This is a genomic window from Enterobacter cloacae complex sp. SHL020, from assembly GCF_049236945.1.
GTDB classification, from domain to species: Bacteria; Pseudomonadota; Gammaproteobacteria; order Enterobacterales; family Enterobacteriaceae; genus Enterobacter; species Enterobacter dykesii.
Genome location: NZ_JBMKJF010000002.1, coordinates 248,061 through 263,153 on the forward strand (window position 1 = coordinate 248,061; position 15,093 = coordinate 263,153).

Below are 15,093 nucleotides of genomic sequence, written 5' to 3' on the forward strand. Positions count from 1 at the left end.
TGATGAATACCCTAATTAAACCAGGACTTTTTCTATCGTTTATTTTGATGACGGTTTCTGCCTGCGCAAATGCTTCCGGCGGTATTGCGCTGGGGGCCACGCGCGTTATTTATCCCGCAGAGGCAAAGCAAACGTCGCTGGCGATCACCAACAGCAACAAACAGGAACGCTATTTAATTAACGCGTGGATCGAAAATGCGAGTGGGCAAAAAGAAAAAACCTTTGCCGTCACTCCGCCCCTGTTTGTTAGCGAGCCGAACAGTGAAAACACGCTGCGTATTATTTATGCCGGACCGGCACTGCCTGCCGATCGCGAATCGCTCTTTTACATGAACGTGAAGGCGATCCCGTCGGTGAACAAAGCGAAAACGGAAAACAATAACGTGCTGCAGCTGGCGATCCTCTCGCGCATCAAGCTGTTTGTGCGCCCGAACAACCTGGCGATGCAGCCGGAAGAGGCGCTTTCCCAGCTGCGGTTTGAGCGCGCGGGCAACCATCTCAAAGTCAGCAATGCTTCCCCGTATTACATCACCCTCGTCAATCTGAAGCTGGGCGGGCAGCAGCTGGATAACCTGATGGTTGCGCCGAAAAGCTCTGCTCAGCAGGTGCTGCCAGCCGGTGCCAGCGGCACGCTTTCCTGGCAGAGCGTGAATGACTACGGTGCCATTACTCCGGCGCGTAGCGTCAACCTGTGAGCAGAGTCAGGGCGATGAAAAACCACCAGAGACGTTACTGCCCGGTTGCGCTGGCGCTGATGGCTGCGCTCTGGCCGCAGGCTGGCTGGAGCGAAAGTTATTTCAACCCGGCCTTCTTGTCCGACGACACCGCCAGCGTGGCGGATTTGTCGCGTTTTGAACAAGGACACCAGCAGGCACCCGGCGTTTATCGCGTGGATATCTGGCGTAACGATGAGTTTATCGGTACCCAGGACGTGCGTTTTGAGCAGGCCGAGAACACGCCGCCGGTGGCGGGCGGTTTGTCGGCGTGCATTACGCGCGCGATGCTCGATCGCTTTGGCGTCAACGTCGCGGCGTTTCCCGAGCTGGCTAAGGTGCAGGGCGATACCTGCGTTCCGTTGACCACGGCCATACCCGGCAGCGAAACGGTATTCAACTTTGCCTCTCAGCGTCTGGACGTCAGCCTGCCGCAGGTGGCGTTGCAAAACAGCGCCCGGGGCTACATTCCGCCTGAACAGTGGGATGAAGGCATTCCCGCCGCGCTGGTGAATTACAGCTTCACCGGTAACCGGGGAAGCGAAGACGACAGCTATTATCTGAACCTGCAGAGCGGGCTGAACTATGGCGCCTGGCGTTTACGTAACAACGGCGCATGGCGCTACACGCAGAATAACGGGCAGCGGCACAGCGAGTGGCAGAATATTGGCACCTGGGCGCAGCGCACCGTCATCCCCCTTAAAAGCGAACTGGTGCTGGGCGACAGCAATACCGGGAATGACGTTTTCGACAGCATGGGTTTTCGCGGCGGGCGGCTCTTCTCTTCTGACAGCATGTACCCGGACAGCCTGCAGGGCTACGCGCCGACCGTGCGCGGGATCGCCCGTACGCCAGCAAAAGTGGTGGTTCGCCAGAACGGCTACGTTATCTATCAAAGCTATGTCCAGCCGGGCGCATTTGCGATTACCGATCTTAACCCGACCTCCTCAAGCGGTGACCTGGAAGTCACGGTCGAAGAGAAAGACGGCACCCAGCAGCGCTATACCGTGCCGTACTCCACCGTGCCGCTTCTGCAGCGTGAAGGGCGCTGGAAGTATGACCTCGTCGCGGGGGATTACCGCAGCGGTAACAGCGATCAGGATACGCCGTTCTTCACTCAGGGCACCCTGATTACCGGTCTTGCCAACGGTTACACGCTCTACGGTGGAACGCAGCTGGCGTCACGCTATACCGCGGTGGCCATCGGGGCTGGGAAAAACCTGGGCGACTGGGGTGCGGTCTCGCTCGATATTACCCACGCCCGCAGCCAGCTCGCGGACGACAGCAAGCATGAAGGGCAGTCTTTGCGCTTCCTCTACGCAAAATCCCTTAACGGTTTCGGCACCAACTTCCAGCTGCTGGGCTACCGCTACTCCACAAAAGGGTTTTACACCCTCGACGATGTCGCCTGGCGCTCAATGGAGGGCTATCAGTATGCCGATAGCCAGAACGATAACGATGTGCCGGACGTGCAGAGCTATCACAACCTGACGTGGAATAAAAAAGGCCGCTTCCAGCTCAACGTTTCTCAGTCGCTGGGGGACTACGGCTCGGTCTATATCTCCGGCAGCGAGCAGACCTACTGGGGAACAGACGAGACGAACCTCTGGTACCAGCTGGGCTACGCGGGGGGCGTGAAGGGGATCAACTACTCCGTCTCGTGGTCGTGGAACAAATCCGTGGGGATAGACGGCACCGATCGGATCGCGTCGTTTAACGTCTCCGTGCCGTTCAGCCTCTTTACCCGTCAGGGCTATCGCCGGGACAGCGCGATTGACCGCGCCTACGCTACGGCATCCGCCAGTCGAAACAGCGATGGCGACACAAGCTGGCAAACCGGCGTCAGCGGAACGCTGCTGGAGGACCGCAACCTGAACTACAGCGTGACCCAGGGACACGCCAGCACCAACGGCGCAAGCGGAAGCGCTAGCGCCAACTGGCAGGCGACCTACGGCACGCTGGGCGTGGGCTACAACTATTCCCGCGACCAGCACGATCTCAACTGGCAGCTCTCCGGCGGGGTGGTCGGCCACGCCGACGGCGTGACCTTCAGCCAGCCGCTGGGCGACACCAACGTGCTGATCAAAGCGCCGGGGGCATCGGGCGTCAGTATTGAAAACCAGACCGGCGTGAAAACCGACTGGCGAGGCTACGCGGTGATGCCGTATGCCACCGTCTACCGCTACAACCGCGTGGCGCTGGATACCAACACCATGAGCAACAACACCGATATCGAAAACAACGTGAGCAGCGTGGTGCCGACCAAAGGCGCGCTGGTACGCGCCAGCTTTGATACCCGCATTGGCGTGCGCGCCCTGCTGACGGTAACGCGCGGCAACCAGCCCGTGCCGTTCGGCGCGGTGGTGCGTGAGACCAAAAGCGGCGTCACCAGCATGGTGGGGGATGACGGGCAAATTTACCTGAGTGGGCTGCCGCTGGAAGGTGAACTGCTGATCCAGTGGGGCGACGGGGCGCAGTCCCAGTGTCGCGCACCTTACAGCTTGTCTGAACAGAGCCTGCAACAGGCGATCACACTGAAGGGGATTCGCTGTGAATAAAACCCATATCTTTGCCTTGTCGCTTCTGGCGTTACTGCCCGCGACAAACGCGTTAGCCACCGTGTGCGTCAACGAAAAAGGCGTACCGACGGAGGTGCATTACGACCTGACGGATAAATTCAACAGCTCGAACAATCACATTGGGCAAGTGGTGACGCTCAACGAGAAGACGCAGTGGGTCGGGGTGAATGCCGTCTGCCCGAAGGGGACGACCGGGAATACCACCAAGCGCAGCTACGTGACGGATTACCCCATCACCGGGACCAGCGATGGCTACCAGTATCTGAAGCTCAACGACTATCTGGACGGGGCCATGAAAATCACGGACAGCTATGCTGGCGCGTTTTATCCGCCCAAAAGCTATATCCAGATGGGGAGCCATCCTAACGTTTCCAAAAACAAACCGTTTGGCGTTCAGGACTCCAGCCTGGTCTTCCGTCTTAAGGTGACCCGGCGTTTTATCAACATGGTGGTGATCCCGCGTGCCACCATGTTCCGCGTTTACGTCACCACGACTTCTTCCGATCCGCTCACCACGCCGGTCTATACCATTAGCTACAGCGGAACCATTCAGGTGCCGCAAAGCTGCGCCATTAATGCCGGTAACGTGGTGGAGTTTGATTTCGGTGACATCGGCGCCTCTTTGTTCAGCAAGGCGGGCGTGGGTAACAAGCCGGAAGGCGTCTCATCGCAAAGCAAAACCATCGCCATCAAATGCACCAACGTGGAGGCGAACGCCATGCTGACGATGCGCGTCGAGGCGGAAAAAGTCTCTGATAATGTGCTGGTGTCGGATAACCCGGACGTGGGGTTCATCATCGCCAACGAGAGCGGGGCGCCGCTGACGCCCAACAACCTGACGAGCAAAATTCCGTTCCGCCTCGACGACAGCGCGCAGGCGCAGGTGGGGATCCGGGTCTGGCCGGTGAGCGTGACGGGCAACAAGCCAGCGGAAGGGCGCTTCACCTCGCGCGGGTATTTGCGCGTGGATTACGACTAAGGAGCCGATATGCGAAACGGGATCCGTTTTATCACCGTGGCGCTCTTTGCGCTTTGCACACAGGCTCAGGCGGACACCGCCCTGGGCGAGATTAACATTCGGCTTTACGGCAATATCGTCGATTTTACCTGCGTTGCCGAGGGCAGCGACAGCGACAAGGCCGTCCCGCTGGGCACCTGGCCCACGAAACAGCTCAGCACCACCGGGAGCCGCACGCAGCCTATGCCGTTTACGCTGAAGCTGACCGGCTGCCCGCCGGGCGCGGCGTCCATTACGTTTTCGGGTAAAGCCGACGGGAGCAATAGCGGCCTGCTGGCGCTGAACGACGCCAGTACAGCAAGCCATGTCGCCGTTGAGATCAGGGATGCGGATAAAACGCGGCTGGCGCTTCAGCAGGCCAGCCGGCCGGTCTCGGTTGATGCGCAGGGAAATGCGATTCTGTCATTTTATGCCAATTATATTGCCACTGCCGATAACCCTCAGCCCGGACGGGCCGATGCGGATGCCACCTTCATGATTAATTATAATTAGCACTGACCGCACTCCCTGCAGCTCAGATAAGCTGCGGGGAGTGAATTCAGGTTATAGCAGCTCGTGGGCTTTAGCGTAATCAATTAATTCCACGATGCTTTGTACACCCAGCTTGGAATAAATATTGGATTTGTGCGCGCTAATGGTCTTGTTGCTTAATAGCAGCTGTTCAGCAATTTCCTTGTTGGATAATCCATTAGCCAGATACCGTAATACCGTGACCTCGCGATTCGATAATGGCATATCGACAGCCATCCCTTTCCCTGACCCCAAATGGTTTATAAAGTTCAGGGTTTCCGAAGGGAAAAAGGAATAGCCCATCAGGATCATTTCTACGGCGTTGTAGATCTCACCCAAATCTTTTCGTTTACTGACGAAGCCATTTGCCCCGGCGCGAATGGCGCGACCCGCGTAAAATAACTCTGATTTAGACGAGAGGAACAGAACCTTAATGTTCTTGTTTAAGTTTCTGATTCTCTTAAGTAAAGCGAAAGCATCCGTGCCCGTGAGTTCAATGTCAAGGATCACCAGATCGATAGGGTGATTGCGGATACAGTCAAGGACCTCATGGCTATCGCCAGACTTGAGCTTGACTGTGATATTCTTATTTTTCTGTAGCAGGACTTCTATCGACATTCTGACGATAGGATGTTCGTCCATAATGATAACGGATGCCGGTTTCATTTTTAATGCCTCAGATTGTTAAAAGCGTTATGCAGAGTTTGGTAAAACTCTCGAAATGCCGGAAGGATATAATGTGCAGATCCCTATACCGTAGTATTTCCCTGGAAAGAGCGAAAGCATCCTTGTTTACGTAATGAAAAGAACTATGCCTCAGCGCGGTCATCTCATTAGGCTGGTGTTGGCAAAAAGGTTTTTCTTATTCATATTTGATACGCATCTTATTATACAGGGTAAGTTTTTTCCGAAAACCCTGTAAATTAATATGAAGGTATTGGTTTGTATTATCTTCTGGATCTGAATCGCTATTTTTTTAAAATTAGCGGAAATATCCTGTTATCTCATTTACCGCATATTTTCATCTTTATGTAATAACAAAAAATAACAGATATCTCTGTATGTTGATTAATTGTTAACAAAAATACACCTCTTTTAAAGGGACAAACCCGCAAAGGTGAGGTTGAAAATTGCCCTCGCAGGCCGTCAGACCTTCATCTGAAAGCGCGCAGGTTTACCCGAAGGCCTGCATCTCCTGTACAGGAGAACATGCTAACCGCTTCGCTTTTTCCTCCTGGCCGTTGTCGCTAAGTTGCTTGTTTTTACATCATTATCATCCTGTTAACGCCTTCTTCATTCACTTAACGGATGGAGGAAAGTGCTGCCGTTTCGTTAATCTGTGGCATTTCACAAGGTTCACACCCATAAATTAGGAATAGTTATAAATTCGATTTTATTGTTAAAAATTAACATTTTTGCAACGATGGTGGTAAGTAAATTCTTAAACCGCTTTAGGAAATAAGGGGTTAGGACGTGAGTGAAAACGTGCAGTCTGAGAGGTTATTAAGAAGATGCAGTAATTCCTGGCGATGGCTTAGCCCCAGCTTCAGCAGGATGCAGCTGAGACGATAGATAATGCGGCTATAGGGGCGATTTTGCATAAGGGCAATCTGACGCAATGTCTTGCCCCGGGAAAGCTCCTGCAGGATGGGCCATTCGTTGCGCGAGAACCAGTCTTTCTCGGTACCCGGCGGAGGGAGGGTATCCAGCAGGCTGTGCTGGAGCGCAGCGGCGTTCAGCTGACGTTCGAGCACATGAAAGGGACCTGCCGCTTTGCAGAAGAGGCGGGTGTCGTAATTATCGGCCCGGACCAACAGCCAGGGCGTCAGGAACGGAGGAAACAGGCTATGCCGTCTCAACTGATCCAGTTTCTCCAGAAGCCCCGTGGATCGGCTTTCAATATCCACGACCAGACGGGCTGAGGGCCACTGCGTTTGAGCGATAAGGGCGTCGTCCAGCGTGGCGTAGTCGCAGCAGCTGCTCAGGGGAAACTGCCCGTTGAGAAAACCGGCGCGCAGGTAGTGATCCTCCGTCACCAGAAGGATAAACGGGGCGTCGGTTTTGCGGGGCTGGCTGATGGACTGGCTCAAAAATTCGAGCCGGTCGAAAAAGGGGGGAGCAAAAGGTGAGCGCGTAAATCCCAGTGCATCACTTCCTGTACGCCGCCGCCGGTAACGGCGCACTGTCATTCGCATGGTCTCCCTCCTGGAAATGGCTTTTTAATCCTCCGGCCATGTCCAGGACGGCCAGTAATATCCCTGGCCGAGGTCTGCGCCTGCCTGCAGTGCCCAGGTACGATCGCGTTCAGTCTCAATACCTTCAATAAGCACTTTCCCGGCAAGCTGAAAGCAAAGGGAAACCAGTTGCCTCAGCGCAGGGGTGTCGCGTAAACGCCAGAATGCTTCCTTATCTATTTTGATGCCGCTTAACGGGAGTCGGTAGGATAAAAACGACTGCACAGTGACGTCATCCACGTCATCAAGCCAGATAGCGTGTCCCTGTTTGCTAAGTTGCCGCAAATTTTGAACCACATGCTGCTTCTGTACGAGGGAAAGCGCCAAAAAGGACGCGAGGTCGACAATCTCAATATTGAGCGGCACGGCTGGCAACCGGATAAGTCGCTGAAAAGACGCGGGCTCTGTCAGGACGGTTATCGGCAAATTAATAAAAAGATTATGACCGTGCGGCGTATTTTTTAACGCGGCAAGCTGCGCTTCAAGCAGCGTTATCGACCACTCTGCGGACCGATCGCAAAAAAAGTCCTCGCTGTTCCGCGTGTCGGCCAGGACGCTAAGTACCTCCACGCCAACCTGGCGCAGGGAGGAAAGGGCGACGATGGGCTCAAGCTTAATGCCGACGATGTCCTGAGAAATGTACTGTAACCGGGGGGGCGTATCGATCGGGTTTTGCGCTGTCACTCCATTGTCCTGTTGTCTGTCAGCCTCCAGGCGGCCGGGATACCTGACTCTAGTGTGACGAGCTGACGTTCAGGAAAACAGCAGGCGTTACTTAAATGCAACTAAGCCTTTTCGCAGCGCTAAATTTTACGGTGAAACAGGACGAAATGTTGAGAAAATAGCCGTATTTACAATCGGCTAGCGGTAATTGCCGTGGAAAACGGAAAAGGCATTGACTCACCTGCCATTGACCGTATAATTCTTCGCGTTTCACCACCGCGAAGTACACGCATATCAGTGCGCCCTTAGCTCAGTTGGATAGAGCAACGGCCTTCTAAGCCGTAGGTCGTAGGTTCGAATCCTACAGGGCGTGCCATTTAGCCTCAGGTACTGACTTCTCTCTCTCCTTACTCTTTTCGAACGTTATTGCAGACAAAGCGCATTTTATGCGTTTCGTACGACGTTACTACGCTTGCATGGGCTTGCAAAGGTGAGAAATGTAGGCCGGGTAAGCGCAGCGCCACCCGGCAAGAAAGGCGTCTATATTATTAATGGCAGAGTTTGTCATCAGTTTCATTATTCTTCCCTGAACAGATAAATAACCGCGTAATAAATAGAAGCCTAATTAAAAGCCGTTATCACGAAGCCTAAGGCTTTCTTAATCTTTAATTAATCCGTTTTTTAAATCTGGATTTTTATCACTTCAAACCCAGCGAAAAAGAAATTTTACACTTTTACGACTAAACTCGATTGATACTAATTATCATTAGCGTTGTTGTATGCTTTAATCCTGTCCCACAAAGCTATGAGTCGTTAATCCCGTTGGTCTATTAAGGATATGTTCATGAATTCTCGCCTGCTGTCCTGCTTCTCGCTTGCCTTGTTGTCTTCATCCCTTTTCCTTTCCACACAAGCGGTTGCCGCCGATAACAACGAAGGTATCGTTGTTTATAACGCGCAGCACGAAAACCTGGTGAAGTCGTGGGTGGACGGTTTTACTAAAGAAACCGGTATTAAAGTCACTCTTCGTAATGGCGATGACAGCGAGCTGGGTAACCAGCTGGTTCAGGAAGGCAGCGCGTCACCGGCAGACGTGTTCCTGACGGAAAACTCGCCTTCAATGGTGCTGGTGGATAATGCCAACCTGTTTGCGCCGCTGGATGCAGACACCCTGAAGCAGGTACCGGCAGAATATCGTCCGGCGCACGGTCGCTGGATAGGCATTGCGGCACGCAGCACGGTTTTCGTCTATAACCCGGCAAAACTCAGCGAACAGCAGCTGCCTAAGTCGCTGATGGATCTGGCAAAGCCTGAGTGGAAAGGCCGCTGGGCGGCATCACCGTCAGGCGCGGATTTCCAGGCCATCGTGAGCGCAATGCTGGCTCTGAAAGGCGAGAAGGCCACCCTGGAATGGCTCAAGGCGATGAAAGCCAATTTCGTTGCCTATAAAGGCAACAGCACCGTGATGAAAGCGGTCAATGCCGGTCAGATTGATGGCGGCGTGATTTATCACTACTACCGCTTTGTCGACCAGTCCAAAACCGGTGAGAACAGCAAAAACACCCAGCTCTACTACTTTAAACACCAGGATCCGGGCGCGTTTGTGAGCCTCTCTGGCGGTGGCGTGCTGGCGTCCAGCAAACACAAAGCGCAGGCGCAGGCCTTCATCAAATACATTACCGGTAAAGAAGGCCAGGAAAGCCTGCGTACCAACAATGCCTTTGAATACGCAGTGGGCGTGAACGCGGCCTCCAACCCGAAACTGGTTCCGCTGAAAGATCTTGATGCACCGAAAGTTGAACCCTCAACGCTCAACAGTAAAAAAGTTATCGAGCTGATGACGCAAGCCGGTCTGCTGTGATCCTGAGAGTGAAGTGAACGCCTTATGTCTGGTCTGAGTCTCGACATCGGAAAAAACAGAGTGCAGGAGCCTGCCCGCAGGCGTCCTGCACTACCGATGGTTGCGTTAGCTGTTTTGTTTTCATTAATGGCGCTTCTGCCTTTGGGTTTTATCATTGCCATTGGCATTGAGACCGGCTGGGAAACCATTAAGGCGCTGGTGTTTCGCCCGCGTGTTGCTGAGCTGCTCAGCAACACGCTGTGGCTGACGGCTTTAGCAGTTCCGCTGTGTATCGTGACGGGCGTGGCGATAGCCTGGCTCACGGAGCGCACGCAGCTTGCCGGGCGAGGGATCTGGTCCGCACTGGCGGTCGCCCCGCTGGCGATCCCCGCGTTTGTGCAAAGCTATGCCTGGGTGAGCGCTGTCCCGTCTATGCATGGGCTCTCCGCGGGCGTGTTCCTTTCCGTTCTTGCCTACTATCCGTTTATCTATATGCCGGTTGCGGCGGTGCTGCGTCGCCTTGACCCGACGCTTGAAGATGTCGCCGCTTCGCTGGGCACGCCGCCGTGGCGTGTCTTTTTCCGCGTGGTGCTGCCCCAGCTCAAGCTGGCTATCTGCGGCGGCGCGCTGCTGGTGGCGCTGCACCTGCTGGCGGAATATGGCCTGTACGTGATGATCCGCTTTGATACCTTCACCACGGCAATTTATGACCAGTTCCAGTCTACCTTCAGCGGCCCGGCGGCGAACATGCTGGCGGGCGTGCTGGCGTTATGTTGCCTGGCTATCTTAGTGCTGGAAGGCGTGACGCGCGGAAAAGCACGCTACGCGCGCATTGGCGCCGGGGCTGCGCGCGAGCAGAAACGCTGGCCGCTGAAGCCTGCGGCAGCCACGCTGGGCCAGCTGTTTTTCATCGTGCTGATCGTACTGGCGCTGGGCGTGCCGTTAATTGTCCTGTGTCGCTGGATTTGGCTCGGCGGCGTGCAAAACTGGATGAGTGCCGATCTCTGGCACTCCCTGCGCCAGACGCTGATGCTCGGCGTGGGCGGTGCGCTTCTGACGACGGCGTGCGTGATCCCCATCGCGTGGCTGGGTATTCGCTATCCGCACCGCATCTTCCGGATGCTGGAAGGGTGCATCTATATCACCAGTTCGCTGCCGGGCATCGTCACGGCGCTGGCGCTGGTCACCGTCACCATTCATTACGCCCGTCCCATTTACCAGACGGAAATTACCCTGTTCCTGGCCTACCTGCTGATGTTTATGCCCCGCGCGCTCATCAACCTGCGGGCGGGGATTGCGCAGGCGCCGGTTGAGCTGGAAAACGTGGCGCGCAGCCTGGGCAGCACGCCCGCGAAGGCGCTCTGGAGCGTCACGATGCGGCTGGCCGCGCCGGGTGCGGCGGCGGGGGCCGCGCTGGTTTTCCTCGGCGTCAGCAACGAGTTGACCGCCACGCTGTTGCTCTCTCCGCTGGGCACGCGCACGCTCTCCACCGGATTCTGGGCGCTGACCAGTGAAATTGACTATGTTGCCGCCGCGCCTTACGCGATGCTGATGATCCTGATTTCACTCCCGCTGACCGCCATTCTCTATATGCAGTCGAAAAAAATTGCAGGGCTATGACATGCTTGAATTAACCGCCATTTCTAAATCGTTTTCTGATGTGCAGGTGCTCGACAGCGTAAACCTGAGCGTGGCGCCGGGGAGCAGGACGGCGATTGTCGGGCCGTCCGGGTCGGGGAAAACCACGCTGCTGCGTATTCTGGCCGGGTTCGAAACGCCTGACACCGGGCGTATTGTCATGCAGGGGAGAACGCTGTTCGATGAAAACAGTTTTGTTCCCGCCCACCTGCGCCGGATCGGTTTTGTGCCTCAGGAGGGTGCGCTGTTCCCGCACCTCAATGTGGCAGACAACATCGCCTGGGGGCTGGACGGCACCCGCCACGAAAAGCGCCAGCGCGTTGAGGCGCTGATGGAGATGGTTTCTCTGGACAGGCAGCTCGCAACGCACTGGCCCCACGAGATTTCTGGCGGTCAGCAGCAGCGCGTGGCGCTTGCCCGTGCGCTGGCCCAGCGGCCTTCACTGATGCTGCTGGATGAACCGTTCTCGGCTCTGGATACCGGCCTGCGCGCCACGACGCGTAAGGCAACGGCCGATCTGCTGGCCGAAGCGGGCGTGGCCTCGATTCTGGTCACCCACGATCAGAACGAAGCGTTGTCCTTTGCCACGCAGGTTGCCGTCATGCGCTCCGGGCGCTTCACGCAGGTCGGTACGCCTTATGACGTTTACACCCGTCCCGTTGACGAAGAGACGGCGCTGTTTCTTGGCGATGCCGTGATCCTGCCTGCTCAGCTCGCTGCCGGGTATGCCGTGTGCGCGCTGGGTGAAGTGCCGACGGACAACGCGCATGCGACAGGACAGGGCAGGGTAATGATGCGCCCTGAACAATTACGCGTGACGGCATGTGCAGCGCATGAAAGTCCGATCTCAATTCTCGACGTGGACTTCACCGGCCAGCTGTCGACGCTCACCCTGGGATTGGCCGGACAGCAGCAGCCGGTGATTCTGAAGACCGTCAGCCAGCCAGGATGGAACCCGGGTACGGCGGTACGCATTGATATTGCTGGCACCGCGCGGGTATTCGAATATTCTTAATATTCGTTAGTAATTTCATGCAACGGGTTGTTATAAAAGATTTTTCCCGAACGCATGGTAATTCCTGAGATTCTCTACCATGCTCATAAAACCTCACCACACTGCGTGAGGTTTTTCGTAGTTGCTGATTAATCTCAAGGAAAAAGGTTATGAAAAAGACGACTGCTATTTTGTTGGGAACGGCGTTACTGTTTACGACCAATGCATTTGCTGCACAGCTACTTACTAAAAGCGAGTTCAAAAAAGTTGCATCTCAATATAAAAAAATCGGTACGGTAAACACCTCGAATGAAGTTTCGGTGGATGATGCGAAAAAAGAACTGATTGAGAAAGCCGATAAGCAAGGCGCGGATGTTCTGGTGCTCACTTCAGGGAACACCAACAATAAAATTCACGGTACGGCCAATATCTACAAGAAAAAATAACGTCATTGCAGCCACCCCCGAAGCGGGGTGGCTGTTCCCCCTCTTTTCTCGCCAAATCTCCTCATGAACGCGGTTACGCTTGCCAATGCATGGATAATGCGTATAGTTCTCATTTGCATTGCATTCAACATATTCTAAGGCCCGACAACGGGTCATTTTTGCGCGCACTTTAAAATGAGTTAACGATGAACAACACCATCATGCACAAAACGCTGCTGGCGCTCGCCGTTGGCGCGGCGACACATTCCGCCTTCGCGGCGGACGATCAAAAAGAGGACACCCTCGTTGTCCAGGCTAAACCTGCCAGCGATTTCAAACCCGGTGGCGACCAATTAGTACCGGCCTTCCTTGACGGACAGGTGGCGAACGGCGGGCGCATGGGGATGCTGGGCCAGCAGAACGCCATGGACGTGCCGTTCAACATCATCAGCTACACCTCGAAGCTGGTGGAAGATCAGCAGGCGAAAACCATTGCCGATGTCGTCGCGAACGACGCGGGCGTGCAGTTCGTTCAGGGGTACGGCAACAGCGCGGAGACCTACCGCATCCGCGGCCTGAAGTTCGACGGCGACGACATGACCTTTGGCGGGCTGTCCGGCGTGCTGCCGCGCCAGGTGGTGGATACCCAGATGGTCGACCGCATAGAGATCTTCAAAGGGGCAAACTCGCTGATGAACGGCGCGGCAAGCTCCGGCGTGGGCGGGATGATCAACCTTGAGCCCAAACACGCGGGGGCAGTCCCGCAGGCGAAAGTCGGCGTGGACTACACCTCGGACTCCCAGATTGGCACCACGCTCGACGCGGGCCGTCGCTACGGCGACAGCGACCAGTTCGGCGCGCGCGTGAACCTGGTCCATCGCGAAGGGGAAACCGGCATACCGAATGACCGCCGCCGCACCACGCTGCTCTCTACCGGCCTGGATTACACGGGCGACCGCTTCCGCACCTCGCTGGATCTGGGCTATCAGAAGAAAACCTTCCACGGCAGCCCGACCAGCGTCAATATTTCCGCGGTTGATTTCGTGCCCGAGCCGCCGAAAAACGATCGCAACTTCTCGCAGAAGTGGGCCTACAGCAACATCGAAAACGAATTTGGGATGTGGCGCAGCGAGTACGACATCACCGACGGCTGGACGGCCTATACCGGTCTGGGCGCGCAGCACGCACATGAGGAAGGCATCTACAGCGCGCCGAAGCTGGTGGATAAAAGCGGCAAGGCAACGGTCAGCCGCCTTGATACCAACCGCATCAGCGATTCCGTCAGCGGCATGGCGGGCGTTCGCGGTAACGTCAATACAGGCTTCGTCTCGCACAAGGTCAACGTCGGCTATTCAGCGATGACCAAAAACGAAAAAATCGCGTGGAAAATGTCGGCGACGAAGGATAACCCGACAACCAACATCTACCACAACACCGGCGTCGATATGCCGGACAGCACCAACCTGAACGGCTCTGGCGGGAAGTACAGCGATCCGCTGACCAGCGGGCGCACGCGTACCCAGGGCTGGCTGCTAAGCGATACGCTGGGCGTGCTGGACGACAGGCTGCTGTTCACCGCAGGCGCCCGCCATCAGAAAGTGGTCGTTCGCGGATATAACAAAGTTACCGGTGCGGAAAACGCGGCGGACGGTTTCGACGGCAGCCGCTGGATGCCCACCTACGGCGTGGTCTACAAGCCGTGGGAGGAACTCTCCCTCTATGCTAACCATACCGAAGCGCTGCAGCCGGGCAAAACTGCACCTAACACCGCCACCAACTACGGCCAGAGCACCGGTATCGTTCACTCTAAGCAGAACGAAGTGGGCGTGAAGGCAGACTTCGGCCGCGTGGGCGGATCGCTTGCGCTATTCGAAATCAAGATGCCGTCGGCGATCCTCGACGACAGCGGCCACTATGGACTGGACGCCGAGCAGCGTAACCGTGGCGTGGAGCTGAACGTCTTCGGCGAGCCCGCGCTGGGGATGCGTCTGAACGCCAGCGCCACCTGGCTGCAGGCCGAGCTGACCAAAACCAAAAATGGCGTGAATCAGGGTAATGATGCCATTGGCGTGCCGAACTTCTATGCTGTGCTGGGCGCAGAGTACGACATCAAGCCGATTGACGGCCTGACCGCCACCGCCCGCGTGAACCACTCCGGCGCGCAGTACGCTGACCTGGCAAACACCAAAAAGCTCGACAGCTACACCACGCTGGATCTGGGAATGCGCTATCGCTTCGCGGTGAACCACAATGAAAACCAGATGACCGTGCGCGCAGGCATCGACAACGTGACCAATGAAAACTACTGGGCCAGCGTTGACGATTCCGGTACCTATATCACGCAGGGAGAACCGCGCACCTTTAAGGTCTCGGTTGGCTACGAATTCTAAGCGTTCCATCTCGTTATCCGGGGCAGGGATGCCCCAATCCCTTGCTACCTCCAGCATGAAGTGTTAAAACGTGCCCCTTCTAAAAATGA

Annotated in this window: 12 protein-coding genes and 1 tRNA gene; 10 read left to right on the plus strand and 3 right to left on the minus strand. The window is 55.8% G+C overall.

Annotated elements, in window-relative coordinates; all coding sequences use genetic code 11:
* Positions 1-2 precede the first annotated feature (2 nt).
* Genes fimC through sfmF form a run of 4 tightly spaced genes read left to right on the plus strand, consistent with a single transcriptional unit; the run spans position 3 to position 4,802 of the window.
* On the plus strand, positions 3-695 hold the full coding sequence (gene fimC / locus ACOTZB_RS06265; RefSeq protein ID WP_421626708.1) for a type 1 fimbria chaperone FimC: 693 nt from the start codon (positions 3-5) through the stop codon (positions 693-695).
* 14 nt (positions 696-709) lie between these two features.
* Positions 710-3,271, plus strand: coding sequence for a fimbrial biogenesis usher protein (locus ACOTZB_RS06270; RefSeq protein WP_421626709.1), 2,562 nt, complete (start codon positions 710-712; stop codon positions 3,269-3,271).
* Entirely contained in the window at positions 3,264-4,271 is a 1,008-nt protein-coding gene (gene fimH, locus ACOTZB_RS06275) for a type 1 fimbria D-mannose specific adhesin FimH (RefSeq protein WP_228011640.1), read from the plus strand. Before ACOTZB_RS06270 ends, fimH begins: the two co-directional genes overlap by 8 nt.
* A 9-nt stretch (positions 4,272-4,280) precedes the next feature.
* The gene (gene sfmF / locus ACOTZB_RS06280; protein ID WP_337280136.1) at positions 4,281-4,802 is read left to right on the plus strand and encodes a fimbria assembly protein; all 522 of its coding nucleotides are present in this window, start codon (positions 4,281-4,283) and stop codon (positions 4,800-4,802) included.
* Positions 4,803-4,853: 51 nt separating this feature from the next.
* On the opposite strand, the gene fimZ is transcribed toward sfmF, so the two are convergent.
* The 3 genes from fimZ to ACOTZB_RS06295 all read right to left on the minus strand — a co-directional run bounded on the left by fimZ (position 4,854) and on the right by ACOTZB_RS06295 (position 7,738).
* A complete protein-coding gene (gene fimZ / locus ACOTZB_RS06285) occupies positions 4,854-5,486 on the minus strand; it encodes a fimbria biosynthesis transcriptional regulator FimZ (protein WP_033144828.1) in 633 nt (210 codons plus the stop codon).
* Positions 5,487-6,286: 800 nt separating this feature from the next.
* Entirely contained in the window at positions 6,287-7,015 is a 729-nt protein-coding gene (locus ACOTZB_RS06290) for a helix-turn-helix transcriptional regulator (RefSeq protein WP_421626710.1), read from the minus strand.
* A gap of 24 nt (positions 7,016-7,039) precedes the next feature.
* A complete protein-coding gene (locus ACOTZB_RS06295) occupies positions 7,040-7,738 on the minus strand; it encodes an EAL domain-containing protein (RefSeq protein WP_421626711.1) in 699 nt (232 codons plus the stop codon).
* 278 nt (positions 7,739-8,016) lie between these two features.
* On the opposite strand from ACOTZB_RS06295, the gene ACOTZB_RS06300 reads away from it, so the two are divergent.
* From ACOTZB_RS06300 to ACOTZB_RS06325, 6 genes are all read left to right on the plus strand, one after another.
* Positions 8,017-8,093: transfer RNA gene (locus ACOTZB_RS06300), tRNA-Arg, on the plus strand.
* Between the two features lie 468 nt (positions 8,094-8,561).
* Entirely contained in the window at positions 8,562-9,578 is a 1,017-nt protein-coding gene (locus ACOTZB_RS06305) for an iron ABC transporter substrate-binding protein (RefSeq protein WP_421626712.1), read from the plus strand.
* A 24-nt stretch (positions 9,579-9,602) separates the two neighbouring features.
* Positions 9,603-11,177: an ABC transporter permease gene (locus ACOTZB_RS06310; RefSeq protein ID WP_421626713.1), complete on the plus strand. Its 1,575-nt coding sequence runs from the start codon at positions 9,603-9,605 to the stop codon at positions 11,175-11,177.
* Position 11,178: 1 nt separating this feature from the next.
* A complete protein-coding gene (locus ACOTZB_RS06315) occupies positions 11,179-12,210 on the plus strand; it encodes an ABC transporter ATP-binding protein (RefSeq protein ID WP_421626714.1) in 1,032 nt (343 codons plus the stop codon).
* Between the two features lie 149 nt (positions 12,211-12,359).
* On the plus strand, positions 12,360-12,635 hold the full coding sequence (gene yahO, locus ACOTZB_RS06320) for a DUF1471 family periplasmic protein YahO (protein ID WP_033144835.1): 276 nt from the start codon (positions 12,360-12,362) through the stop codon (positions 12,633-12,635).
* Positions 12,636-12,820: 185 nt separating this feature from the next.
* Positions 12,821-15,004 (plus strand): TonB-dependent receptor, encoded by a 2,184-nt coding sequence (locus ACOTZB_RS06325; protein WP_193804894.1) that lies wholly within the window; start codon positions 12,821-12,823, stop codon positions 15,002-15,004.
* The last annotated feature ends 89 nt before the right edge of the window (positions 15,005-15,093 follow it).

What these genes read in the sequence shown, in the direction of transcription:
- fimZ (WP_033144828.1), bottom strand. Translation starts at nt 5,486, where the DNA reads ATGAAACCGGCATCCGTTATCATTATGGACGAACATCCTATCGTCAGA.
- ACOTZB_RS06325 (WP_193804894.1), top strand. Translation starts at nt 12,821, where the DNA reads ATGAACAACACCATCATGCACAAAACGCTGCTGGCGCTCGCCGTTGGC.
- ACOTZB_RS06290 (WP_421626710.1), bottom strand. Translation starts at nt 7,015, where the DNA reads ATGCGAATGACAGTGCGCCGTTACCGGCGGCGGCGTACAGGAAGTGAT.
- fimC (WP_421626708.1), top strand. Translation starts at nt 3, where the DNA reads ATGAATACCCTAATTAAACCAGGACTTTTTCTATCGTTTATTTTGATG.
- ACOTZB_RS06315 (WP_421626714.1), top strand. Translation starts at nt 11,179, where the DNA reads ATGCTTGAATTAACCGCCATTTCTAAATCGTTTTCTGATGTGCAGGTG.
- ACOTZB_RS06310 (WP_421626713.1), top strand. Translation starts at nt 9,603, where the DNA reads ATGTCTGGTCTGAGTCTCGACATCGGAAAAAACAGAGTGCAGGAGCCT.
- yahO (WP_033144835.1), top strand. Translation starts at nt 12,360, where the DNA reads ATGAAAAAGACGACTGCTATTTTGTTGGGAACGGCGTTACTGTTTACG.
- ACOTZB_RS06270 (WP_421626709.1), top strand. Translation starts at nt 710, where the DNA reads ATGAAAAACCACCAGAGACGTTACTGCCCGGTTGCGCTGGCGCTGATG.
- sfmF (WP_337280136.1), top strand. Translation starts at nt 4,281, where the DNA reads ATGCGAAACGGGATCCGTTTTATCACCGTGGCGCTCTTTGCGCTTTGC.
- ACOTZB_RS06305 (WP_421626712.1), top strand. Translation starts at nt 8,562, where the DNA reads ATGAATTCTCGCCTGCTGTCCTGCTTCTCGCTTGCCTTGTTGTCTTCA.